A 22697-nucleotide genomic window follows, 5' to 3' on the forward strand; every position below is an offset into this window, starting at 1 on the left:
CGTCACCTCCTCCGGTCCGCCGGGAACAGCGCCGTGACCTCCCAGCCGCCCTCCGGCGCGGGGCCCGCGCGCAGCAGCCCGCCCATCGCCTTCGCCCGCTCGCTCAGGCCCACCAGGCCGAAGCCCCCGCCCCGGGCCTTCTCCGGGAGCGCGGCCGCGTTCCTGCCGTCGTCGGCGATGCGCAGCTCCACGCCCGCGGGCACCCCGCGGACACCGATCCGCACGGCCGTGGCGTCGGCGGCGTGCTTGCGGATGTTGGTGAGGGCCTCGCGTACGACGCGGTGCACGCCCGCGGCGACCTCGGCGGGTATCCAGTCCTCCAGCCCCTGCTCGATGTAGAGGACGACGGGCGGCCCCGTGCGCGCGAACGCCTCGGTGAGTGCGCGCACCTCGGGCAGCCCGGCCACCGGCTCCGTCTCCGCCTCCCCCTCCCGCAACACGCTCACCAGGCGGCGCATCGCGCCGAGCGCCTCGCCCGCGGACGTCTCGATCCGCTCGAAGGCACCGGCCGCCACCGGCCCCTCCAGCTCGGTGAAGCGGGCGGCCTGCGCCTGCACGGCGATGCCGGTGATGTGGTGGGCGACGAGGTCGTGGAGCTCCCGGGCGAGTTCGAGCCGCTCGGCGGTGCGGACGGCGGTCAGGTCCCGTACGCGCTGGGCGGCGTGGCTGCGCAGGAGCAGCGAGTACGTGCCCACGACGACCAGCAGCATCGAGAAGAGGGCCGTGAACCACTCGGGGTTGAGGTCGCGCATGGGCGCGGCCACGACGGCCAGGGCGAGCAGCGGGCCGAGGACGCCCGCGACACGGCTGGAGGACTTGCTGACGACGAGGGTGAGGAGGACGAGCAGGGCGACGTCCTCGCCCATCCCCCAGACGACGCGCGGGTGCGGCCCGATCATGAGGACGGCGGAGGCGACCAGGGAGACCGCGGCCGCGATGCCCGCCCGCACGGTCAGCGGGATCCACCCGTAGGGCACGGCGCACAAGCAGACCAGGACGCCCGAGGCCAGGACGACGGCGTGCGGCTCGCTCGGCTGCCGGGCGAGCGCGATGCCCTCCAGCCCCACGAGGCAGAGCAGGACGGCCCCGAGGGCGGCCTTCGCGAAGACCGCCCGCCGGGGATGGCGGACGGCCCACCCCGCCCACCTGGTCACGTGCCGCCCGCGGCCAGCCCGCTCTCCCAGGCCCAGGCGGCGATCTCGACGCGGTTGCGGGCGTCCAGCTTCAGCTGCACGTTGGCCAGGTGGGTCTTGACCGTGGACAGCGAGACGAAGAGCTCGGCGGCGATCTCGGCGTTGGTCGCCCCGCGGGCCAGGCAGCGCACGACATCGGCCTCGCGGTCGGTCAGCGGCTCGGAGGGGGCCCGCGCCGGGCCCGCCGGCCCGCCGGGTGCCATGTCGCGCAGGAGGCGCACGGTGATCGCGGGCGAGATGAGGGAGTCGCCCACGGCCGCCGCGTGCACGGCCTCGACGAGCATGGCCGGGCTCGCGTCCTTCAGGAGGAAGCCGGAGGCGCCGTTGCGCAGCGCGGTGTGCACGTACTCGTCGAGGTCGAAGGTGGTGACGATGACGATGCGCGGCCGCCCGCCGGTCCCCGGGCGGGCGCCCGCGCGCTCCGACAGGCGGCGGGTGACCTCCAGGCCGTCCAGCTTCGGCATGCGGATGTCGAGGAGCAGCACGTCGGGCTCGTGCTCCTCGACCGCGGCGAGGGCGGCCTCACCGTCCACGACGTCGGCGACGACCTCGATGTCGGGCTGGCTCTCCAGGATCATGCGGAAGCCGGTGCGGACCATCTCCTGGTCGTCCGCGATGACCACGGTGATCGCCATACTCGTTCCTTGCGGTTCCTTGCGCTGTGCTGACCGTACGGCGGGCACCGCCGTACGGAGGACTTCCCGGTGGCGCCCCTCCGCCCCTCCGCCCCTCCATGTGAGCGGGGGGCGTGGGCCGCCGCAACCGCGGATCAGGCGCCCGTGCGGCCGGCCCGGCGGGCGGCGAGGCGGCGCACGCCGTAGGCGCCGCCGCCCAGGGCGAGCAGGCCGACACCGCCCGCGAGGGCCGGGGCGCCGATGTCGTGCCGGCCCTTGATGACCTCGCCCGCCTCGACGACCCGCTTGACGGGGTTGCTGGAGGCGGCGCGGAGCGCGCGCGGGCGGGGCGAGGCCTGCTCGTCGCTGCTGCGCACGGTGACGACATGGCCGGAACCGGTGGCGGCGCGGCCGGCGTGCTTGTCGCCCTTGGGACGGACCGCGGTGGGCTCGGCGCCGTCGGGGGTGTGCCGCAGGGCGCCCGAGGCGAAGTCGTAGTAGTTCGTCAGCTGCGCCCCGTCGAGGGAGGCGCGCAGCGTCGGCTTCGCGGTGTCCCCGCCGAGGATGCGCAGGTGGAGGCGGTCGATGTCGGCCGCGGGGCGGGACGCGTCGATCGTGTGCCGCTGCTTGCCGTGCTTGGTCACCGTGACCGTCGTGCCGCGCTCGCCGGAGGCCAGCCGGGCCCGGCTGCCGTCGGGCAGCTGGACCTGCCGGACGACCACGGGGCGGCCGGAGCCGGTGTCCCTGCCGCCGGTGGAGCGGGCGTCCGCGGCGAGCGCGCCGGCCGTCGGCCAGACGACCGCGCCGACGGCGGCGGCGAGGACGGTGGCGGCGGCGATGCGGTGCTTGGCGGACACGGGAGGCCCTTTCCGTAACGGTCGGCTCGGTCTGCGGGCCGCCGGGCGGCGGACCATGACCTTCACGTTACGGGCCTTTACGGCGCTCACACCTCGACTGTCCGACCATTCTCGCCTCGGCCGAAAGGATGACGAGGGCCCGCCCACGTCATACCGGAGTCGCGTGGACGGCCCCCGGAAGCGGGTGCGCGATTGGGCCGTACGGGCGGCACCGGCCGCCCGTACGGCCCGGTGGGGGAGCGTGCGGCGCCGGGCCGGCGCGTCCCCTCCGCCGCGGCGGTGATCAGCCCCCGCCGGCCGGTCCGGCGGTGCCGTACTGCGCTCGGTCCGGCACCGCCGGGCGCCGGGGTGGCGGGTTGCGCGCCGCTGCGGGCCGGCTCCTCCCCTCCGCCGTGGCGGCGATCAGCCGCGGCGGCGAGGGCCCGGCGGAATCACCGGGCGTCCGCACGTACGGGAGGGCGAAGCACCCGCGGGGTCAGGACGTACGGGAGGGCGAAGCACCCGCGGGGTCAGGACGTACGGGAGGGTGAAGCACCCGCAGGGTCAGGCGCCGCCCAGACTCGCCGCCGCGTTCCTGATGTCCGCCGCGAACGTGCTCACCTCGGTGTAGACGCCGGGGTAGTGCGGCCGCGCGCAGCCCTGCCCCCAGCTGACGATGCCGACCTGGATCCACGCGCCCGCCCCGTCCTTGCGGAACATCGGGCCGCCGGAGTCGCCCTGGCACGTGTCGACGCCGCCCTGGTCGAGGTATCCGGCGCAGATCTCCTCGCCGGGTATGAGGTTGCCGTAGGCCTGCTGGCAGGCGGCGTCGTCGACGAAGGGCACGGTGGCCTTGAGCAGGTACCGCTGCTGGCTGCCGCCCTCGCGGTCCGCGCCCCAGCCGGCGACGGTGAAGGTGCCGTTGTTGTACGCGTCGGTGTCGGCGATCTTGAGCGTCGGCTGGTCGACCGGCCGGGCGAGCTTGATCAGCGCCCAGTCCTTGCCGGAGCCGTTGTAGCCGGGCGCCTGGATGACCTGGGTGGACTTGACCTTGACGGCCTGCGGGGAGCTGAGGTCGGCGACTCCGGCGGTGGCGGTGATGGAGGTGTTGGCGCCGCTGCCGCCGACGCAGTGGGCGGCGGTGAGGACGATCTGTTTGGTGTAGAGCGCGCCGCCGCAGCCCATGGACAGCCGCACCATCCACGGGAACTCGCCTTGCTGGGCCTGGGTGCCGCCGACGACGCCCTCGTGCGGGCGCTGGTCGCGCGGGCCGTCGGCGAGGGCCGAGCCGGCGGTGAGGGTGAGCGCGGCGACGGCCGCGGCGCCGACGGCGAGGGTTCTGCTGAGCGTGCCGAGGAAGAGGAAGGAACGCAAGGGTCTTCCTTTCGTGGGAGGTTACGCGGCGAATGTCAGGCTCATGACAATCCCGGCCGTCCGATTACCGGAATCGAGCCTTCGCTGCGCGGTGCGATTATGAGCAGCGAACGAACGTGCGACAAGCACCCCGTTTCGGCCAGCCGTGCCACCGGCGCCACGGTCTGCCGCCGCACGGCACCGCCCCCGTACAGTGGAGGCGGGGGCGCAGCGGCCGGCAGGGGGACCCCAGGGGGTGGTCACGCGTGGGCACCGGGACCGGAGCCGGTAACGGCGTCGAGATCGTGCACGGCTATCCGCACATCGAGACCGTGCGCACCGCGATCACCGCGCTCTACAAGCGCCTCTCCTACGACACGGTGCACACCTTCGAGCTCAGCGTGCCCCCGGCCGACGTGGCCTTCGACGACGACGAGAACCCCTACCTCGGCGTCCAGCGCGTCGCCGGCGCCATGGTCCGCCACCTGCGCCTGCCGGACGCCCGGATGATCGTCAGCTTCCGCGACATGCGGCACGCGGGAAGCGTCGAGCTCGCCGCCGGGCCCGAGTACTTCATCGAGCTCAACTCCCGCTTCAAGACCCACCGCAAGGACATCGGCGCCGCCCTCTCCCACGAGGTCATGCACGTCTACCTGCACCGGCTCGGCCTCGCCTTCCCCGGCACCCGCGACAACGAGATCCTCACCGACACCGCGGCGGCGTACCTGGGGGCGGGATGGCTGCTGCTCGACGCCTACCGCGAGTCGTCCGTCTCCACGCAGAAGCTCGGCTACCTCACCCCGGAGGAGTTCGGCTACGTCCTCGCCAAGCGGGCCCTGGCCTTCGGCGAGGACCCCTCCCCGTGGTTCACCAGCCCCCAGGCGTACGAGGCGTACACCAAGGGCCTCACGGAGGCGCGGCGCGACGGCCGCCGCCCCCCGCTCGCCGCGGCCGGCCGCCTCGGCCGCCACCGCTACGCCCGCGACCGCCGCGCCGTCCAGAACGCCCGCCGCAGCGCCCCCTCCGGCTGGGGCTACGCCTTCGAGGGCCACGACCCGCTGCGTGTGAGCTTCCCGTGCCCCACGTGCCACCAGCGCATCCGCGTGCCCGTGCGGGGGAGCGTACGGGTGCGGTGCGGCCTGTGCCGGTCGGTGCTGGAGTGCGACACCTGACGCCCGCTGCTACAGCGACTGCCCGAAACAGATGCAGAAGGGATGCCCCGCAGGGTCGTTGAAGACCAGCCAGCCCCTCTCCTTGCCGCCGCTGTCGTGCAGGAACTCCGCCCCCAGCGCGATCACCTCGCCCCGCGCCCGCTCCGCGTCCTCCCGCGTGCCGACCTCGAAATCCAGGTGGAACTGCTGCGGGAACGCCGGGTCCGGCCAGCGCGGCGACCGGTGGCCCTTCGCCTCCTGGAAGGCGATCCGCTCGCCCGCGGGCGAGGTCAGCCACACCCAGGACGAGTCGGAGGCGTCCACCTCCCAGTCCAGGACCCGGGCGTAGAAACCGGCCAGCGCGGCCGGGGCCGGGCAGTCCACGACGGGATACATCAGCTTCGCAATCATGCGCTGATCCTGCCCCGCCACGGACAGGAGTCCAACACCCGTACCGCTTTTGTCCATGGGCGCCACCGCCCCCGCCCACCACCCTGTGCCCGTGGCCATCAGTACCGAGGAGGACCGCAGCGTGGACGAGGACCGCAGAGCGGACGACACAGCCCCCCACACCCCCACCCGCCGCGCCGTGGTCACCACGGGCGCCGCCGCCGGGCTCGCCGCACTCACCGGCCTCACCGGAACGGCTGCCGCCGCCGCACCCCCGGCCGCAGCCGTCCTGCGCTCCACCGGCCTCGACGTCCGCGTCGGCACCGCCTTCCCCTACGTCATCTCCTACACCGACCGCACCACCGGAGACGTCGTCCACGGCCAGGAGGAACCGGTCACCACCCTGCTCGTGGACGAGAAGGAACACACCCCCCACGTCACCTCCACCCTCCACGGCGACCGGGCCGCGTACGTCCTCACCCTCACCGGCGGCACGCGCATCGACGCCGAGATCCGCGTCACCGGCACGCGCGTCGACTGGCGGGTCACCCGCATCACCGACACCCCCGCCCTGCGCATCGGCACCCTGCGCATCCCCGGCCTCGCCCTGCTCAGCGTCCGCAGCACCCAGCCCGGCGCCGAACTCCTCGCCGCCCGCATCCAGCTCGACAAAGCGAAGAACGGCGACACCCTCGTCCGCCCCGGCCCGCACACGCCCGCCGACGAGGCGCCCATCGGCTGCGCCTACGCCGTCGTCAGCACCGGCCGGCTCGCCGCCGCCGTCGACACCAACACCGTCCAGGACCGCCCGGACGCCGCCACCGCCTGGGAGAACGGCCGCCTCCGGCGGCAGACCCTCACCCGGCCCTACGGCACCGAGGCCCGCATCACCTGCGGCCAGTGGACCCACCGCGCCGCCGGCGCGGCAGCCGCCGACACCGAGCCCCTGCCCCGCGCCACCGTCGTCGTCACCCGCGACCGCAACGGCGACGGCCACGCCGACTGGCAGGACGCCGCCATCGCCCTGCGCGACGTCATGACCGAGCCGCTCGGCGCCGCGGACCAGCACCTGCGCGTCGTCCCCCACATCCCCTTCAACTTCGCCAGCCAGGCCACCAACCCCTTCCTCACCACCCTCGACAACATCAAACGCATCGCCCTCGCCACCGACGGGCTGCGCCAGTTCACCCTCCTCAAGGGCTACCAGTCCGAGGGCCACGACTCCGCCCACCCCGACTACGGCGGCAACCACAACACCCGCGCCGGCGGCCTCGCCGACCTCAACACCCTGCTGCGCGCCGGAAAGAAGTGGAACAGCGACTTCGCCGTGCACGTGAACACCACCGAGTCCTACCCCGTCGCCCACGCCTTCTCCGAGACCCTCGTCGACGCGGGCGACAAGCAGTGGGACTGGCTCGACCAGTCGTATCGCATCGACCCCCGCCGCGACCTCCTCTCCGGCGACGTCGTCCGCCGCTTCCGGCAGCTGCGCGCCGAGACCGACCCCGCCCTGACCACCCTCTACATCGACGTCTTCCGCGAATCCGGCTGGAACTCCGACCGGCTGCAGCGCGCCCTGCGCGACCAGGGCTGGCGGATCGCCACCGAATGGGGCCACGGCCTGGAGCGCTCCAGCATCTGGGCGCACTGGGCGAACGAGACCGACTACGGGCCCGACACCTCGCGCGGCATCAACTCCCGCCTCATCCGCTTCCTCCATCACCACCACAAGGACGTCTTCGCCGACAAATGGCCCCTCCTCGGCACGGCCAGGCTCGGCACCTTCGAGGGCTGGCAGGGCAAGACCGACTGGGAGCCCTTCCACCGCCTGATCTGGACCGAGAACCTCCCCGCCAAATACCTGCAGGCCCACCCCGTCCGCACCTGGGACGAACACGAGATCACCTTCGAGGGCCCGGCACGCACCGCCGTCAGCGACACCGACGGCACCCGCACCATCACCACCGACGGGAACGTGGTCTACAAGGGAGGGACCTACCTGCTCCCCTGGGAGCCGCGCGAAGCCCTCGACCCGGCCAAGCTCTACCACTACAACCCCGCCGGCGGCACCACCCGCTGGCGCCTGCCCCGCGGCTGGGCCGGCCGCCGCACGGTCGTCCTCCACCGGCTCACCGACCAGGGCCGCACCGACCCGGCCGAACTGCCCGTGCGCGGCGGCGAGGTCACGATCGAGGCCGCGGCCGGGCAGCCGTACGTCCTCACCCGCGGCCACGGCCGCTCCCCGCACCCCGCGTGGGGCGAGGGCACGCCGCTGCACGACCCCGGCTTCCACTCCGGCAGCCTCGACGGATGGCAGGTCACCGGCCCCGCGGCCGTCGAACGCAGCCCGCTCGGCGACTGGGAGCTCGTCGTCCGCGCCGGAGCGGCGGCCACCGTGGGGCAGCGGCTCACCCGGCTGAAACCCGGCACCTACGCCGCGTCCGTGCAGGTCGAGATCGGCGCCACCGCAGGGGAGCGGCGCCGGGCCGGCCTGCGGGTCCGCACCGCCGACGGCATCACCGCCGCCAACTGGACGGACACCTCCACCGCCGTCAACCACGTGGCCGCCGATCGCAAGCACGGCACCCGCTTCCAGCGGATGTTCACCCGCTTCACCGTGCCGCCCGGCGGCGGGCCCGTCACCCTCACCCTGACCGTCGCCGAAGGCAGCGCACGGGTACGGTTCGACGCACTGCGGGTCGTGGCCGCCGGGCCGCGGGCCGAACGCCCCGGCGCCCTCGTCTTCGAGGACTTCGAGAACGTCCCCCAAGGATGGGGACCCTTCGTCAAAGGCGACGCCGGCGGCGCCACGGACCCCCGTACGCACATCGCCCAGCGGCACGCCCCGTACACGCAGCGCGGCTGGAACGGCAAAGCCGTCGACGACGTCATCGACGGCACCCAGTCCCTGAAGTCGCGCGGCGAGAACACCGGGATCGTCTACCGCACCGTCCCCCACACCGTGCGCTTCCGCCCCGGGCACCGCTACCGGATCGCCTTCCGCTACGAGAACGAGACCGCCGGGCAGTACGCCTGGATCACCGGCACGGACACCCCCGAAAGCCGCGAACTGCAGCGCACACCCCTGCCCGCCGCCCACACCCCCGCCACCCACACGTACGAGTTCACCGCGCCGGAAACGGGCGAGGCATGGGTGGGGCTGCGCAAGACGGGCGACAGCGGCACCGCGGAGTTCGTCCTGGACGGCTTCACGGTGTACGAGACGAGCGAGGCCCCCGGCCCCTCGTGAAGCACTCCGCAAGCACTCCGGAAGCACTCTGGTGAACCGCACCGCCATGCGCGAAGATCGGCCCACTGCGCCGACACCGCGGGAGGCCGGGACCCATGTACCAGACATGGATGCGCTACTTCAGCCCCGGCCCCGTCCACCACCGCCTCGGCCTCGTCTGCCTCGGCGTGGGACTCCAGCACGGGGCACTGCCACCGGTCGGACCCCGCACCCTCGACCACCACGTCGCCGTCGTCATCCACGCCGGCAGCGGCTGGCTCCGCACCCCCGACGGCCGCACCCGCACCGTGACCGCGCCCGCCCTGCTCTGGCTGGCCCCCGGCGTTCCCCACCACTACGGCGCCGCCGACGGCACAGGCTGGGACGAGGCCTTCGTCGACTTCACCGGCCCGGCCGTGAGCGCCTACACGGAACTCGGCTGCATCGAACCCCACCGGCCCCTCGTCCCCCTCACCGACACCACCGCCGCGTGCACCGCCATCCACCGCATCGCCCGCGCAGCGCGCCGCGGCAACCCCCTCCTGGAACTCGAAACGTCAGCAGCCGTCCACGAACTGCTCGTGGCCCTGCGCCGGGCACGAGCCGACACCACCCCCGGCGGCGAACCCGTCCTCCAGGCCCTCGCCCGGGACGCCTTCCTCCCCCTCACCGTCGCCCAGCACGCCGCCCGGCACGGCATGACCACCGCCGAACTGCGCGCCGCGGTGCGCCGCGGAGCCGGCTGCAGCCCCAAGGACTACCTCCTCACCATCCGCCTCGGCCGCGCCAAGGAACTCCTCGCCGCCACCGAACTGCCCGTCGCCGCCGTCGCCCGCCGCGTCGGCTACACCGACCCCGCCTACTTCAGCCGCCTCTTCACCCGCCGGGTCGGCACCGCGCCCGTCCGCTTCCGCGCCCGGCAAGGGCGTGCCGTACCCGGCGGCTGGAGCGCGCGCGTCCCCGACCCGGACCACCCACCGGTCATCGCACCCCGTCCGTCCGCATAGGCTCGGTGGCCATGAGCAACAGTTCCATGGACGAGTCCGTACGGGCCGAGCTGGGCCGCCTGCGCGACAGCATCGACAACATCGACGCAGCGGTGATCCACATGCTCGCCGAGCGCTTCAAGGCCACCCAGCAGGTCGGCCACCTCAAGGCCGCCCACAAACTGCCCCCCGCCGACCCGGCCCGCGAGGCCCGCCAGATCGCCCGCCTCCGCGAACTGGCCGAGAACGCCAAACTCGACCCCGCGTTCGCGGAGAAGTTCCTGAACTTCATCATCGCCGAGGTCATCCGCCACCACGAAACGATCGCGCGCGCCTAACGCGTCGGCGCGTCCGCACGACAACGCCCAGGGGGCGCCTTTCCGAGTGCGGGCCGCGCACTTTCCTTCCGCTGCGGCGGTGATCAGCCGGGACGGCGTGTTCCGGCGGTGCCGCGCTCACCCGCAGCCGGGTCCGGCACCGCCGGCCTCCGCCGCGGCGGAGGAGCGGGCGCGGCGCTCGTCCATGTGCGGGCGCACACCCTTCTTCCGCCGCGGCGGGGGAGCGGGCGCGGGCCACGCCCAGCCGCGGGCCCGAAACCCGCCTCGGCACAGCGCCCAGCGACCCCGCAACAATGTGCCCATGCCCGCACTCACCCACGAAGAAGCCCGCACCCGCGCCCGCCTCCTCGACGTGCACCGCTACGCCGTCGACCTCGACCTCACCCGCGGCGACGAGCTGTTCGCCTCGACGACCCGGATCCGCTTCACCGCGCGCACAGCCGGCGACACCTTCGTCGAGCTCAGGCCCGCCACCCTGCACCGCGCCGCCCTCGACGGCCGCCCCCTCGACCCCGCCGCGCTGGACGACAACCGGCTGCCGCTGTCCCTCACCCCCGGCGAGCACGAACTGCTCATAGAGGCCGACATGCGCTACTCCCGCACGGGCGAGGGCATGCACCGCTTCACCGACCCCGCCGACGGCGAGACGTACCTCTACACGCAGGCCTTCCTCGACGACGGCCAGCGCGTCTTCGCGTCCTTCGACCAGCCCGACCTCAAAGCGGTCTTCGACGCCACCGTGACCGCCCCGCCCCACTGGACCGTCCTCGGCAACGCCGTCGCGACCCGTACGGGCGACCCGGCCGAGGGCCGCTGGACGTTCGCCACGACACAACCCCTCAGCACCTACTTCGTGGCGTTCGCCGCCGGCCCCTGGCACTCGGTCCGCACCGAGCACGCCGGCCTGCCCTTCGCCCTGCACTGCCGCCGCTCCCTCGCCCCCCACCTCGACGCCGACGCCGAAGAACTGCTGGACATCACGCGCCGCTGCTTCGACCGCTTCCACGAGATCTTCGACGAGCCGTACCCGTTCGACTCCTACGACCAGGCGTTCGTCCCCGAGTTCAACGCCGGCGCCATGGAGAACCCGGGCCTGGTCACCTTCCGCGACGAATACGTCTTCCGCTCGGCCGTCACCGACACCGAACGCCAGACCCGCGGTGTGACGATCGCCCACGAAATGGCCCACATGTGGTTCGGCGACCTCGTCACCCTCCGCTGGTGGGACGACATCTGGCTCAACGAGTCCTTCGCCGAGTACATGGGCTACCAGGTCCTCGCGGAAGCGACCCGCTTCGACGGCGCCTGGACCGACTTCGCCTGCGCCCGCAAGGGCTGGGGCTACGACGCCGACCAGCGCCCCTCCACCCACCCCGTCGCCCCCGACCCCGGCGCCGTCCCCGACACCGCCTCCGCACTCCTGAACTTCGACGGCATCTCCTACGCCAAGGGCGCCTCCGCCCTGCGCCAGCTCGTCGCCTGGCTCGGCGAGAAGGACTTCCTGGCCGGCATCAACGACCACTTCGCCCGCCACCGCTTCGGCAACGCCGCCCTCGCCGACTTCCTCGACTCCCTGGCCCGCCGCACCGGCCGCGACGTCCACGCCTGGGCGGACCGCTGGCTGCGCACCAGCGGCGTCGACACGCTCACCCCGGCGACCGGCGAGACCGAAGGCCACTGGCACCTCACCGTCGGCCAGGACGGCACTCGCCCGCACCGCATCGCCGTCGGCGCCTACGACCGGGACCCGGCGGACCCCGCCCGCCTCGTCCTCCGCGACCGCTTCGAGACGGACGTGCCGCAGGAAGGCCCCGCCAAGGCCCTTCCCGGCCCCCGCCCCGACCTGCTCCTCCTCAACGACGGCGACCTCACCTACGCCAAGGTCCGCCTCGACGCCACCTCCTGGGACACCGCCCTGCGCTCCCTGACCGGCCTGCCCGACCCGCTGAACCGCGCCGTCCTGTGGAACGCCGCCCGCGACATGGTCCGCGACGGCGAGCTCGCCCCCGCCGCCTACCTGGACGCCGCCCGCACCCACCTGCCCCACGAGACCGACGTGGCCATCACCGGCGCCGTCCTCGCCTTCGCCCGCGGACAGGTCACCGACCGCTACGCCGCCCCCGCCGACCGCCCCGCGGCCCTGGCCACCCTCACCGCCCTCGCCCAGGACCTCCTCGACCGCACCCGGGAAAAGGGTGAGGACACCGCCTCGCAGGGCCTGCGCCTCACGGCCGTCCGCACCTTCATCGACAGCACCACCGACACCGGCACCCTCCAGGCCTGGCTCCGCGACGGCACCGTCCCCGCCGGCCCCGCCCTCGACCCCGAACTGCGCTGGCGCGCCCTCGCCCGCCTCGCCGTCCTCGGCGCCACCACCGCCGAGGCCGTCGACGCCGAACTCGCCCGCGACCCCAGCGCCACCGGCAGGGAAGGCGCCGCCCGCTGCCGCGCCGCCCTGCCCGACCCGGCCGCCAAGGAAGCCGCCTGGCAGGCCATGTACGACCCCGGGCACCGGCCCGAACTCTCCAACTACCTCTTCACCGCCACCGCCCAGGGCTTCTGGCAGCCCGAACAGCACGCCCTCGTCCGCCCCTACCTCGACCGCTACTACCCGGCCGCCGTCGCCCTCGCCGCCCGCCGCGGCCCCGCCCTGGCCACCGCCGCGGGCGCCGCGGGCTTCCCCCGCCCGCTCGTCGAGCAGCGCACCCTCGACCTCGGCGAGGAGTGCCTGCGCACCGCGGACCCCACCCCCGCCCTGCGCCGCAGGCTCACCGACGAGCTCGACGACCTGCGCCGCGCCCTGCGCATCAGGACGGCCGGGCGATAGGCACGCCGGAACGCCGAAGGCTCCGCGCCCCGGAAGGGGTGCGGAGCCTTCGGCGTCCGAGAATGTCCCAGCGGCGGCCGGCCGCCGTCAGCCGCGCGACTCGCGGGCGGCGTCGGAGGCCTGCGCGGTGCGCAGCTCCTCCATGAAGCGGTCCACCGTGCCGTTCTCGCGGGCGGACTGGGCGACGTCCTCACCGACGATGCGGCCGGCCAGCTCCGTGGCCAGCACGCCGACCTGCTCGCGCAGCTCGGCCTCGGCGACCGCGCGCTCGGCGTCGATCACCGCGTGACCCGCGGAGATGATCTCCTCGCGCTGGCGCTGGCCCTCGGCCCGCAGCTCGGCGATGATCGCGGTGCCCTGCTCGGTCGCCTCCTGGCGCAGGCGCGCGGCCTCGTGCCGGGCCTCCGCCAGCAGCTCCTGGTACTCGGCGTGGACGCGGGCCGCCTCGGCGCGCGTCTCCTCCGCCTCGTCGAAACGGCCCTCGGTGGCCTTCTCGCGCTCGACGAGGACCTTGTTGATCCGGGGCAGCAGCACCTTCGCCATCACGGCGAAGGTGAGGAAGAACAGCACCGCGCCGAGGACGAGCGGCGCGGGCTCGGGCTTGAGCGGCCCTACGTCGAGAGCGAGAAAGTTCATGGCCATGGGGTGCAGATTAGTCGACGGAACGCGGTGCGTCCGCCCCGGACCCCACTAGCAGACACAACTCACGCCCGTCGCACGGCCGTACCACCATCGAGCGAAACCCGCCCCTACGCCGGTCACCGACCGTACTTCGAACGTAACTTGTTGCAGTTGCCGCTCGTCACCGCCCGCAAGCGACCGCACAGCACGCGCGCGAAGTCAACCCAAAAGGGGCAAAGTCATGCCTGCGTCCGCCGGCCCCACCATCACCTCGCCCCGCGAGGCCGCCGAGGACACCCCTGCCCCACTCGCCGGCGGCACCCACGGCCCCCACGCCCTCCACCCCCTCCTCGACACCACCCTCGACGCCCTCGCCCAGGGCGCCGCCACCCGCCGGGGCCCCTTCCCGCCCGGCGGCCCGGAAGCCGTCACCGCCCGCCTGCGCGCCCTCGCCGGCCCCGCCCTCCCCGAGACCGGCACCGGCGCCCACGAAGCGCTCCACACCCTCGTCGGCGCCCTCGCCGAAGGCGCCGCCGACCCCGCCCACCCCCACTGCGCCGCCCACCTCCACTGCCCGCCCCTCGCCCTGGCCGCCGCGGCCGACCTCGCCGCCGCCGCCCTCAACCCCTCCCTCGACTCCTGGGACCAGGCCCCGGCCGCCGCCGCCCTCGAAGCCCTCACCACCCGCGCGCTCGCCGCCCTCGCCTACCCCGGCCGCCCCGCCCCGGACGCCCTGGTAACCACCGGCGGCACCGAGTCCAACCAGCTGGCACTCCTCCTCGCCAGGGAAGAAGCCGCGAAAGGCGGCACGGGCACGGTCGACGGAAAGGCCGGGAAGACCGCGAAAACCGGGGGACAGGCCCCCGCGCCCCTCCGCATCATCTGCGGCGCCAACGCCCACCACAGCATCCACCGCGCCGCCTGGCTCCTCGGCCTCCCCGCCCCCCACACCCTCCCCACCCCCACCGGCACCCTCGACCCCACCACCCTCCAGCAGGCCCTCACCGACCCCACCGCCACCCGCACCCCCACCCTCGTCATCGCCACCGCAGGCACCACCGACACCGGCCGCATCGACCCCCTGCCCGCCATCGCCGACCTCTGCCGCACCCACGGCGCCCGCCTCCACACCGACGCCTCCTACGGCGGCCCACTCCTCTTCAGCGACACCCTCCGCCCCGCCCTCGACGGCCTCGACCACTCCCACACCATCGCCATCGACCTCCACAAACTCGGCTGGCAGCCCGTCGCCGCCGGCCTCCTCGCCGTCCCCGACACCACCGCCCTCACCCCCCTCACCCACCACGCCGACTACCTCAACGCCCCCGACGACACCCGCGCCGGCCTACCCGACCTCCTCGGCCGCTCCCTGCGCACCACCCGCCGCCCCGACATCCTCAAGATCGCCGTCACCCTCCGCGCCCTGGGCCGCCGCGGCCTGGGTGACCTCGTCGAACGCGTCTGCGCCGCCGCACAGCACCTCGCCGACCTCATCGACGCCCACCCCTCCTTCGACCTCCACGCCCGCCCCACCCTCAGCACCGTCCTCTTCCGCCCCACCGGCACCGACGACCACACCACCGCCGCCCTCCGGCGCACCCTCCTCCACCACGGCCACGCCGTCCTCGGCCGCACCACCACCCCCGAAGGCCTCTGGCTCAAAGCCACCCTCCTCAACCCCCACACCACCCCGGACGACCTCCGCACACTCCTCACCCTCGTGGAAGGCCAGGTACGCCGATGAAAACCCCACCACCCCCCGCCAACCCCCCCGAGAACACCCCCGACACCCCGCCGGCACCCCAGCCCGACCCCGCACCCCAGACCCAGCCGACCCCCCCATCCGCCCAGACCACCCCCGACCAGCCCCTCGACATCGCCGGCATCGGCATCGGCCCCTTCAACCTCTCCCTCGCCGCCCTCGCCCACGGCATCCCCGGCCTCCGCACCGCCTGCTACGACCAGAACCACACCTTCCGCTGGCACGCCGGCCTGCTCATCGACGGCACCACCCTCCAAGTCCCCTTCCTCGCCGACCTCGTCACCCTCGCCGACCCCACCAGCCCCTGGAGCTTCCTCAACTACCTCAAATCACGCGAACGCCTCTACCCCTTCTACTTCGCCGAGCGCTTCCACATCCAGCGCGCCGAATACGACGCCTACTGCCGCTGGGTCAGCCAGCACCTCCCCGGCCTCCACTTCGGCCACCAGATCGACGCCATCCGCTGGAACCCCGAACGCAGCCTCTTCGAAATCGACTTCACCCAACTCGACTCCGACGGCGAAGCCGAAGCCCTCGGCCGCACCTACACCCGCAACCTCGTCCTCGGCGTCGGCACCGCCCCCCACGTCCCCGACCCCCTACGCCCCCTCGTCGACGCCCCCGCCGTCCCCGTCATCCACTCCGCCGACTACCTCGACCACCGCGAACGCCTCCTCGCCGCCGAACACATCACCGTCATCGGCTCCGGCCAATCCGGCGCCGAAGTCTTCCTCGACCTCCTCCGCAACCGCCCCGCCGGCCGCGAAAAACTCCACTGGCTCGCCCGCACCCCCGCCTTCGCCCCCATGGAATACAGCAAACTCGGCCTCGAACAATTCACCCCCGACTACACCCGCTACTTCCACGCCCTCCCCGAACCCGTACGCAACCAACTCCTCCCCCAGCAATGGCAGCTCCACAAAGGCATCGCCGCCGAAACCCTCGCCGACATCCACGACGAGCTCTACCGCCGCAGCCTCCACGGCGGCTGGCCCGACACCGTCCTCACCCCCGGCGTCTTCGTCCGCACCGCAGGCCGCGTCGGCACCACCCGCGTCGAACTCCACCTCGAACACGCCCAGCAAGGCACCCGCTCCCGCATCACCACCGACGCCGTCATCCTCGCCACCGGCTACCGCGAACGCCCCGTCGACACCCTCCTCGCCGCCCTCGACCCCTACATCCGCCGCGACCACAGCGAACGCCCCCGCATCGACGAGAACCACCGCCTCGTCCTCGACCCCCTCGTCCGCGGCGCCATCCACGTCCAGAACGCCGAACGCCACACCCACGGCATCGGCACCCCCGACCTCGGCCTCGCCGCCTGGCGCAGCGCCACCATCCTCAACGCCATCACGGGAAAGGCGGCCTACCCCCTACCGGAGCGGACCGCCTTCACCACATTCGGCCTGGAGCCACGGCCACAACCACGACCCCGCACCACCGGATCAGAAGACCGGCGCACCATCCCGCGTCAGCTTCCAGTCCACTGACGCAAAACGCCCCACATCGATCGTCCCCTGCGCCTGCACCCAGGAAATGATCGTGTTACGAATCTCCTCCGAGTTGGCCCACACCTGCTTCGCCCGCGCCACATGCGGAAAATTCCCCCCGCCACTGGCCCGGTAATTGTTCACCGCCAGGACGAACTCGGCCGCGTCGTCCAGCGGCTTCCCGTCGAACATCACCCTCGCGACCCGCGCCCCCGGCGCCTTCGCGATGTCGATCTCGTACGAGAGGCCGCTGACCACGTCATAGTTATAATCCGGAATGCTCTCCGCATTCGTCAGCTTCGCCGGATCCACCGGACCACCCGCCGGCGTCCGCACGTAATAGCGCGCCGAAAACTCCAGATACTCCCGCAGCTGCGCACCCGTCAGCACCCGGGCCTCCAGTGTGTTCTCGAACGGATACAGCCCCGCCACCTGACGGATCGAGACCTTCCCCGCCGGCACCGCAGCCGTCCGCGAGAAACACGACGCCTGCGACAGGACGGGCAGCGACGCGTACGCCGTCCCCGCCAGCGCCGCCCGCACCGTCTCCTTCTGCACATGATTGATGAAGTCGATGACCGGCGTGTCCTTGTACGCCGCCTCCGCGGCACTCATCGCCGCCGTCGACGTACCGATCACCTGATTCACATACGCCACGACCTTCTCGTGCTCATCACGCAGCAACCGGGTGATCTTCTTGTCCTCGGCCGCCGTGTTCGAGTTCAGCACCTTCGCCGACACCGACTCCACCCGCCAGCGGCCCCGCTCCCACACCAGACCGAAGTCGAACAACGTCAGCCGCTGACCCCACTTCAACGGCTCCGACAGCACCACCTGCTTGCCCGTCTCCTTGTTCACCACCCGGTACTCCGGGATCTCCGTATGCGCATGACCCACCAGGATCGCGTCGATCCCCGGCACCTGCTCCGCCACCAGCGCCGCCGCATTCTCCACATACGGCAACTGATCACCATACGAAGACGTCCCGCTCGAACCCGAATGCGCCGACACGATCACCACGTCCGCACCCATCGAACGCAACCGCGGCACCCACTTCGCCGCCTGCTCCTCCAGACCCGGGAACACCATCTTCCCCTGGACATTCGCCTTGTCCCAGATCGCAATACCCGGATTCGTCAGCCCCAGGATCGCCACCCTCACATCACGACCGAACGGCGTACACACCCGCTTCATCACATACGGAGCGAAGGCCGGCCGCAACGACTTCGCATCCAGCGCATTCGCCCCCAGCAGCGGAAAATCACACTGCTCCTCGAACTTTCGCAGCACCGGAATGCCGTAATTGAACTCATGATTCCCCAGCGCCGCCGCGTCATACCCGATCGCATTCATCGCCTGCGCCATCGGATGCACCGGACCATGCGCCTTGGTGATCGGATCCACCTTGGCGTAGTAATACGACAACTGAGTACCCTGAATCGTATCCCCCGCATCAATCAGCAAGGTGTTCCGGCGCCCCTTCTCCGACCGGACCTGATTCACCAGCGTCGAAATCTTCGCCAGACCCACATCGTTGTGCGCCTTGTCGTCGAACTCCGCATCCGTGAAGTAATCCCAGTTGAAGACGTTCCCGTGCAGATCCGTCGTCCCCATCACAGTGAAGGAGTACTTCCGCTTCCCCCGGCCACCCACGAGACCCGCATCCACCCCCTGCGCCTCGGCCGACCCGGCACCCACCGCCCCCACGAGCGCAACCCCCGCACCCGTCGCGGCAGTACGCCCCAGAAAATTCCTCCGGTTCAGCGGCACTTCTTCTCCCCAAAGTCGCAAAGCTGACAACGCGCGTAGATTCTGACCCGGCCCACCCCACCCGCGACACCCTCCCAAGGTTGCGATCCGGTGACTCCCCAGTAACCCCACCCGGAGCAGCGAGAGGCCACACTGAACCCATGACCGCATCCACACCCGCCACGCCCCTGCCCTACGGCACCCCCGACACCCCCCGCGTCTCCGTCCGCGGCGAAGCCCGCCTCGAAGTCGACCCCGAAATCGCCCACATCAACATCGCCGTCACCGCACGCAACACCGACCGCACCACCACCCTCGACGAACTCACCCGCCGCAACACCCGGGCCCTCGACCTCGTCAAGTCCTACGGCGACGCCGTCGAAAGACTCGAAACCGGCCTCATCACCGTGGCACCCCAGTTCGCCGACAAAGGCCGCCACGAACGCGTCCGCTCCTACCACGGCAGCGTCCACCTCACCGCCACCCTCAACGACTTCACCGTCCTCGGCGAACTCACCACCCGCCTCGCCGACCTCCCCCTCACCCAGATCACCGGCCCCTGGTGGTCCCTCCGCCCCGACTCACCCGCACACCGCGAAGCACGCCGCCTCGCCGTCCAGGAAGCCGTCCAACGCGCCCGCGAATACGCCGACGCCCTCGGCGCCCGCCTCACCGCCCTCCTCGAACTCGCCGACGACGGCGCCGAGAACACCGGCTACCCCCGGATGGCCCGCGGCGGATACGGAGCCGGAGCCGCCGCCGAACCCGAACTGGATCTCGAACCCCAGCGCCAGACCGTCCACGCCCAGGTCAACGCCCGCTTCACCATGACCCCGCCCCAACTCTGAACCGCTCATCGGAGCGCGCACGCGCACGTTCATGCATTGTCAAAAACCTTTTACCCAAAGGCTGTTGGGCTGTCGCTGACGACGGATCCACTACCCACTGGTAGGCCATATGGTCGAGCCATGCGCCGAGCAAAAATCGTCTGCACCCTCGGGCCCGCCACCGACTCGTACGAGCAGATCAAGGCCCTCGTCGACGCCGGAATGGACGTAGCCCGCTTCAACCTCAGCCACGGCACCTACGCCGACCACGAGGCCCGCTACCAGCGCGTACGCAAGGCGGCCGAGGAAGCCGGCCGCAGCGTCGGCGTCCTCGCCGACCTTCAAGGCCCGAAAATCCGCCTCGGCCGCTTCCGCGAAGGCCCTGTACTTCTTGAACGCGGCGACGAATTCACCATCACCGTCGACCCCGTCGAGGGCGACCGCCACACCTGCGGCACCACCTACGACGGCCTCGCCGGCGACGTCAGCCGAGGCGAGCGCATCCTCGTCGACGACGGCCGCGTCACCCTGGAGGTCACCGAGGTCGACGGCCCGCGCGTCCGCACCATCGTCATCGAGGGCGGCATGGTCTCCGACCACAAGGGCCTCAACCTCCCCGGCGTCGCCGTCTCCGTCCCCGCCCTCTCCGACAAGGACGTCGAGGACCTGCGCTGGGCCATCGGCACCGGCGCCGACATCATCGCCCTGTCCTTCGTCCGCAGCGCGGACGACGTCGCCGACATCCACCGCGTCATGGACGAGGAAGGCCGCCGCCTCCCCGTCATCGCCAAGATCGAAAAGCCGCAGGCCGTGAAGAACCTCGACGGCATCATCGCCGCCTTCGACGGCATCATGGTCGCGCGCGGCGACCTCGGCGTAGAAATGCCACTGGAAGCGGTCCCGATCGTGCAGAAGCGAGCGATCAAGCTCGCGAAGCGGAACGCGAAGCCGGTCATCGTGGCGACGCAGATGCTCGACTCGATGATCGACGCGTCCCGCCCCACGCGCGCGGAGGCCTCGGACGTCGCCAACGCCGTCATCGACGGCACGGACGCGGTCATGCTCAGCGGCGAGACGAGCGTGGGGAAGTACCCCGTCGAGACGGTCAAGACCATGGGCCGCATCGTGGCCGCCGCGGAGGAAGACCTCCTCGCGAAGGGCCTCTCCCCCCTGATCGAGCGGCACAAGCCCCGCACCCAGGGCGGCTCCGTGGCCCGCGCGGCGGCGGAAATGGGTGACTTCCTGGAGGCGAAGTTCCTCGTCGCCTTCACTCAATCCGGCGATACGGTCCGCCGCCTGAGCCGGTACCGCTCCCCGATCCCCCTGCTGGCGTTCACGCCGGAGGCGTCGACGGCGGCGCAGCTGAGCCTGACGTGGGGCGTGGAGACGTTCCTGGGCCCGATGGTGCAGACGACGGACGAGATGGTCGACCAGGTGGACGAGTACCTGCTGAGGATCGGCCGGTGCCGGAAGGGGGACCGGGTGATCATCACGGCGGGCTCGCCACCGGCGACGCCGGGCACGACGAATATGGTGCGGGTGCACCACATCGGTGAGGAGTAGACCGACTACGTCAGTACTTCGGGCCGATGTGGGCGTCCATGAGGGCGACGGATGCCTTACGGGCGACGGAGACGTTGAAGGGGTCGCGGCCACGGGCCAGGATGGTCCACTCGACGCCCACACTGGTGAGGGTGTCGCAGTACAACTGGCGGATGTCGTCAGACTTGTTGGTGAACAGGTACCTCGGGTACTCGTAGCGCTTGCGTACTCCGTTCACCATTCTGGTGGTCCAGTTCATGACCCTGCATCCGTCGGAGTGGATGAGTCCCCGTAAGAACTCCCAGGGGTGAGCGTCCACGACGCTCTGTTGCCAGTCCTCCAAGGCGATGCGCCGCTCGTGCTTCTTGCCCGGTCCATGCTGCGGAAACATGCATGGCCAGTGCGCTGAGTAGGACTTCACCTCCATGCAGCCCTTCTTCTGACGCCTGCCGGTGCTGGGAAGCGCCATGACCTTCTGCATGGCCTCCTCGGCTGCATCGATCAGGCCGGGCCATACGTCGCCGCAGTAGATGGACAGGTGGTGCTGTCTGGGCTTCGCGATGACGTGGCCATCGCCGAGATAGAGACCGAGGAGATAGGAGTAGGCCGGGTGATCGAACTCCCGGCCGGTGCATCTGGGGCAATCCGTCGGGCGTGTGAAGATTTCGCCCCTGCGTCGCCGGTCTTCGGATCGCCACCAGCCGATGGTTCCGCGGGGTATGCCTAGTTCCTCAGCCACGATGCGGTTCGGTACGCCGTCCCTCATCAGGGCTACGGCTCGGTTGCGCGTCTCCATGTCGTACACAAGGACGAGCCTTGCCGAGGAGCTTCACCGGAAGACAGGATTCGAATGTGCGTTCACCCTGATGAGCGAAGGTCCGCGCTTGGCCGGATCCGATTGGTGACCTTGGAAAAGAAGGGAAAGTGCCCCGAGTCGGATTCGAACCGACGCTGAATGGGTTTTGAATCCATGGCCTCTACCGCTGGGCTACCGGGGCTAGCCTATGAAACCAAGGTTAGCGGAATCCTGCCGTGCGTCAAACATACCGCAGCTAGGTAGGCTCATGGGGCAGCACCCTTGCCCTGGAACGAGGAGACCCGTGACCGCCGCCGAGCCCACCCCGCCCGTCGACGACGAGCCGACGCACACCCCTCCCCACGTCACCCGCGTGGTGATCGCCGAGGACGAGGCCCTGATCCGGCTCGACCTCAAAGAGATGCTTGAGGAAGAGGGCTACTCCGTCGTGGGCGAGGCGGGCGACGGCGAGACCGCGGTCGCGCTGGCCCGGGAGCACAAGCCCGACCTGGTGATCCTTGACGTGAAGATGCCCGTCCTCGACGGGATCTCCGCCGCCGAGCAGATCGCCCGCGATTCGATCGCGCCCGTCCTCATGCTCACCGCCTTCTCGCAGCGCGAGCTCGTCGAGCGGGCCCGGGACGCCGGTGCGATGGCCTACCTCGTGAAGCCGTTCAGCAAGAGCGATGTCGTCCCGGCCATCGAGATGGCCGTCTCCCGGTTCACGGAGCTGAAGGCCCTGGAGAAGGAGGTCGCCGACCTTTCTCAGCGGCTGGAGACGCGGAAGCTGGTGGACCGGGCGAAGAGCATTCTGCAGACGCAGTACGGCCTGACCGAGCCGGCGGCGTTCCGCTGGATCCAGAAGACGTCGATGGATCGTCGTCTGTCGATGCAGCAGGTCGCCGAGGCCGTCATCGAGGACGCCGAGGAGAAGAAGGCGGCGAAGGGGCAGTAGTCCCGGCCGTAGCCGCACTGACGAGGGCCCGTGTC

The 22697-nt window shown here is 71.7% G+C and carries 18 protein-coding genes and 1 tRNA gene; 10 read left to right on the forward strand and 9 right to left on the reverse strand.

Annotated elements, in window-relative coordinates; genetic code table 11:
- Positions 1 to 2: 2 nt before the first annotated feature.
- From ACOTKD_RS06775 to ACOTKD_RS06790, 4 genes are all read right to left on the reverse strand, one after another.
- Complete coding sequence (locus ACOTKD_RS06775) at positions 3 to 1154, reverse strand: sensor histidine kinase (protein WP_424887935.1); 1152 nt, start codon at positions 1152 to 1154, stop codon at positions 3 to 5.
- Positions 1151 to 1828, reverse strand: coding sequence for a response regulator (locus ACOTKD_RS06780; RefSeq protein WP_424887936.1), 678 nt, complete (start codon positions 1826 to 1828; stop codon positions 1151 to 1153). Before ACOTKD_RS06780 ends, ACOTKD_RS06775 begins: the two co-directional genes overlap by 4 nt.
- Positions 1829 to 1962: 134 nt before the next feature.
- Positions 1963 to 2664, reverse strand: coding sequence for a hypothetical protein (locus ACOTKD_RS06785; RefSeq protein ID WP_424887937.1), 702 nt, complete (start codon positions 2662 to 2664; stop codon positions 1963 to 1965).
- 543 nt (positions 2665 to 3207) lie between these two features.
- Positions 3208 to 4017 (reverse strand): S1 family peptidase, encoded by an 810-nt coding sequence (locus tag ACOTKD_RS06790; protein WP_424887938.1) that lies wholly within the window; start codon positions 4015 to 4017, stop codon positions 3208 to 3210.
- A gap of 245 nt (positions 4018 to 4262) precedes the next feature.
- Here ACOTKD_RS06790 and ACOTKD_RS06795 point away from each other — a divergent pair, with 245 nt between their 5' ends.
- Positions 4263 to 5168, forward strand: coding sequence for a hypothetical protein (locus tag ACOTKD_RS06795; protein ID WP_424887940.1), 906 nt, complete (start codon positions 4263 to 4265; stop codon positions 5166 to 5168).
- Between the two features lie 9 nt (positions 5169 to 5177).
- Here ACOTKD_RS06795 and ACOTKD_RS06800 read toward each other — a convergent pair whose 3' ends face one another.
- Positions 5178 to 5558, reverse strand: coding sequence for a VOC family protein (locus ACOTKD_RS06800; RefSeq protein WP_424887941.1), 381 nt, complete (start codon positions 5556 to 5558; stop codon positions 5178 to 5180).
- 121 nt (positions 5559 to 5679) lie between these two features.
- Between ACOTKD_RS06800 and ACOTKD_RS06805 the strand changes: the two genes are divergently transcribed.
- The 4 genes from ACOTKD_RS06805 to pepN all read left to right on the forward strand — a co-directional run bounded on the left by ACOTKD_RS06805 (position 5680) and on the right by pepN (position 12917).
- Positions 5680 to 8787, forward strand: a complete 3108-nt coding sequence (locus ACOTKD_RS06805; RefSeq protein ID WP_424887990.1) for an endo-alpha-N-acetylgalactosaminidase family protein — start codon at positions 5680 to 5682, stop codon at positions 8785 to 8787.
- Positions 8788 to 8882: 95 nt separating this feature from the next.
- Positions 8883 to 9773 carry a helix-turn-helix domain-containing protein gene (locus tag ACOTKD_RS06810; RefSeq protein ID WP_424887942.1) on the forward strand — a complete coding sequence of 297 codons (891 nt, stop codon included), beginning with the start codon at positions 8883 to 8885 and terminating at the stop codon, positions 9771 to 9773.
- An 11-nt stretch (positions 9774 to 9784) separates the two neighbouring features.
- On the forward strand, positions 9785 to 10090 hold the full coding sequence (locus tag ACOTKD_RS06815) for a chorismate mutase (RefSeq protein WP_030364772.1): 306 nt from the start codon (positions 9785 to 9787) through the stop codon (positions 10088 to 10090).
- Positions 10091 to 10391: 301 nt separating this feature from the next.
- Positions 10392 to 12917, forward strand: coding sequence for an aminopeptidase N (gene pepN / locus ACOTKD_RS06820; protein WP_424887943.1), 2526 nt, complete (start codon positions 10392 to 10394; stop codon positions 12915 to 12917).
- Between the two features lie 87 nt (positions 12918 to 13004).
- On the opposite strand, the gene ACOTKD_RS06825 is transcribed toward pepN, so the two are convergent.
- Positions 13005 to 13559, reverse strand: a complete 555-nt coding sequence (locus ACOTKD_RS06825; RefSeq protein ID WP_424887944.1) for a F0F1 ATP synthase subunit B — start codon at positions 13557 to 13559, stop codon at positions 13005 to 13007.
- A 220-nt stretch (positions 13560 to 13779) separates the two neighbouring features.
- On the opposite strand from ACOTKD_RS06825, the gene ACOTKD_RS06830 reads away from it, so the two are divergent.
- Complete coding sequence (locus ACOTKD_RS06830; protein WP_424887945.1) at positions 13780 to 15282, forward strand: pyridoxal phosphate-dependent decarboxylase family protein; 1503 nt, start codon at positions 13780 to 13782, stop codon at positions 15280 to 15282.
- Positions 15279 to 16793 carry a lysine N(6)-hydroxylase/L-ornithine N(5)-oxygenase family protein gene (locus ACOTKD_RS06835; RefSeq protein ID WP_424887946.1) on the forward strand — a complete coding sequence of 505 codons (1515 nt, stop codon included), beginning with the start codon at positions 15279 to 15281 and terminating at the stop codon, positions 16791 to 16793. Before ACOTKD_RS06830 ends, ACOTKD_RS06835 begins: the two co-directional genes overlap by 4 nt.
- Here ACOTKD_RS06835 and ACOTKD_RS06840 read toward each other — a convergent pair.
- The gene (locus tag ACOTKD_RS06840) at positions 16749 to 18563 is read right to left on the reverse strand and encodes a bifunctional metallophosphatase/5'-nucleotidase (RefSeq protein ID WP_424887947.1); all 1815 of its coding nucleotides are present in this window, start codon (positions 18561 to 18563) and stop codon (positions 16749 to 16751) included. The genes ACOTKD_RS06835 and ACOTKD_RS06840 overlap by 45 nt on opposite strands.
- Positions 18564 to 18703: 140 nt before the next feature.
- On the opposite strand from ACOTKD_RS06840, the gene ACOTKD_RS06845 reads away from it, so the two are divergent.
- Entirely contained in the window at positions 18704 to 19390 is a 687-nt protein-coding gene (locus ACOTKD_RS06845; RefSeq protein WP_424887948.1) for an SIMPL domain-containing protein, read from the forward strand.
- 120 nt (positions 19391 to 19510) lie between these two features.
- Entirely contained in the window at positions 19511 to 20932 is a 1422-nt protein-coding gene (gene pyk, locus ACOTKD_RS06850) for a pyruvate kinase (protein ID WP_424887949.1), read from the forward strand.
- Positions 20933 to 20942: 10 nt separating this feature from the next.
- On the opposite strand, the gene ACOTKD_RS06855 is transcribed toward pyk, so the two are convergent.
- Positions 20943 to 21707, reverse strand: coding sequence for a helix-turn-helix domain-containing protein (locus tag ACOTKD_RS06855; protein WP_424887991.1), 765 nt, complete (start codon positions 21705 to 21707; stop codon positions 20943 to 20945).
- A gap of 129 nt (positions 21708 to 21836) precedes the next feature.
- Positions 21837 to 21909 (reverse strand) — tRNA-Leu (locus ACOTKD_RS06860).
- Positions 21910 to 22011: 102 nt separating this feature from the next.
- On the opposite strand from ACOTKD_RS06860, the gene ACOTKD_RS06865 reads away from it, so the two are divergent.
- Positions 22012 to 22662, forward strand: coding sequence for an ANTAR domain-containing response regulator (locus tag ACOTKD_RS06865; protein WP_106680612.1), 651 nt, complete (start codon positions 22012 to 22014; stop codon positions 22660 to 22662).
- The last annotated feature ends 35 nt before the right edge of the window (positions 22663 to 22697 follow it).

This window comes from Streptomyces sp. XH2, from assembly GCF_049725035.1.
GTDB lineage: Bacteria > Actinomycetota > Actinomycetes > Streptomycetales > Streptomycetaceae > Streptomyces > Streptomyces roseoverticillatus.

Coding starts and splice junctions, on each gene's coding strand:
- ACOTKD_RS06780 (WP_424887936.1), bottom strand. CDS start 1,828: ATGGCGATCACCGTGGTCATCGCGGACGACCAGGAGATGGTCCGCACC.
- ACOTKD_RS06800 (WP_424887941.1), bottom strand. CDS start 5,558: ATGATTGCGAAGCTGATGTATCCCGTCGTGGACTGCCCGGCCCCGGCC.
- ACOTKD_RS06810 (WP_424887942.1), top strand. CDS start 8,883: ATGTACCAGACATGGATGCGCTACTTCAGCCCCGGCCCCGTCCACCAC.
- ACOTKD_RS06815 (WP_030364772.1), top strand. CDS start 9,785: ATGAGCAACAGTTCCATGGACGAGTCCGTACGGGCCGAGCTGGGCCGC.
- pepN (WP_424887943.1), top strand. CDS start 10,392: ATGCCCGCACTCACCCACGAAGAAGCCCGCACCCGCGCCCGCCTCCTC.
- ACOTKD_RS06825 (WP_424887944.1), bottom strand. CDS start 13,559: ATGGCCATGAACTTTCTCGCTCTCGACGTAGGGCCGCTCAAGCCCGAG.
- ACOTKD_RS06830 (WP_424887945.1), top strand. CDS start 13,780: ATGCCTGCGTCCGCCGGCCCCACCATCACCTCGCCCCGCGAGGCCGCC.
- ACOTKD_RS06835 (WP_424887946.1), top strand. CDS start 15,279: ATGAAAACCCCACCACCCCCCGCCAACCCCCCCGAGAACACCCCCGAC.
- ACOTKD_RS06845 (WP_424887948.1), top strand. CDS start 18,704: ATGACCGCATCCACACCCGCCACGCCCCTGCCCTACGGCACCCCCGAC.
- pyk (WP_424887949.1), top strand. CDS start 19,511: ATGCGCCGAGCAAAAATCGTCTGCACCCTCGGGCCCGCCACCGACTCG.
- ACOTKD_RS06855 (WP_424887991.1), bottom strand. CDS start 21,707: ATGGAGACGCGCAACCGAGCCGTAGCCCTGATGAGGGACGGCGTACCG.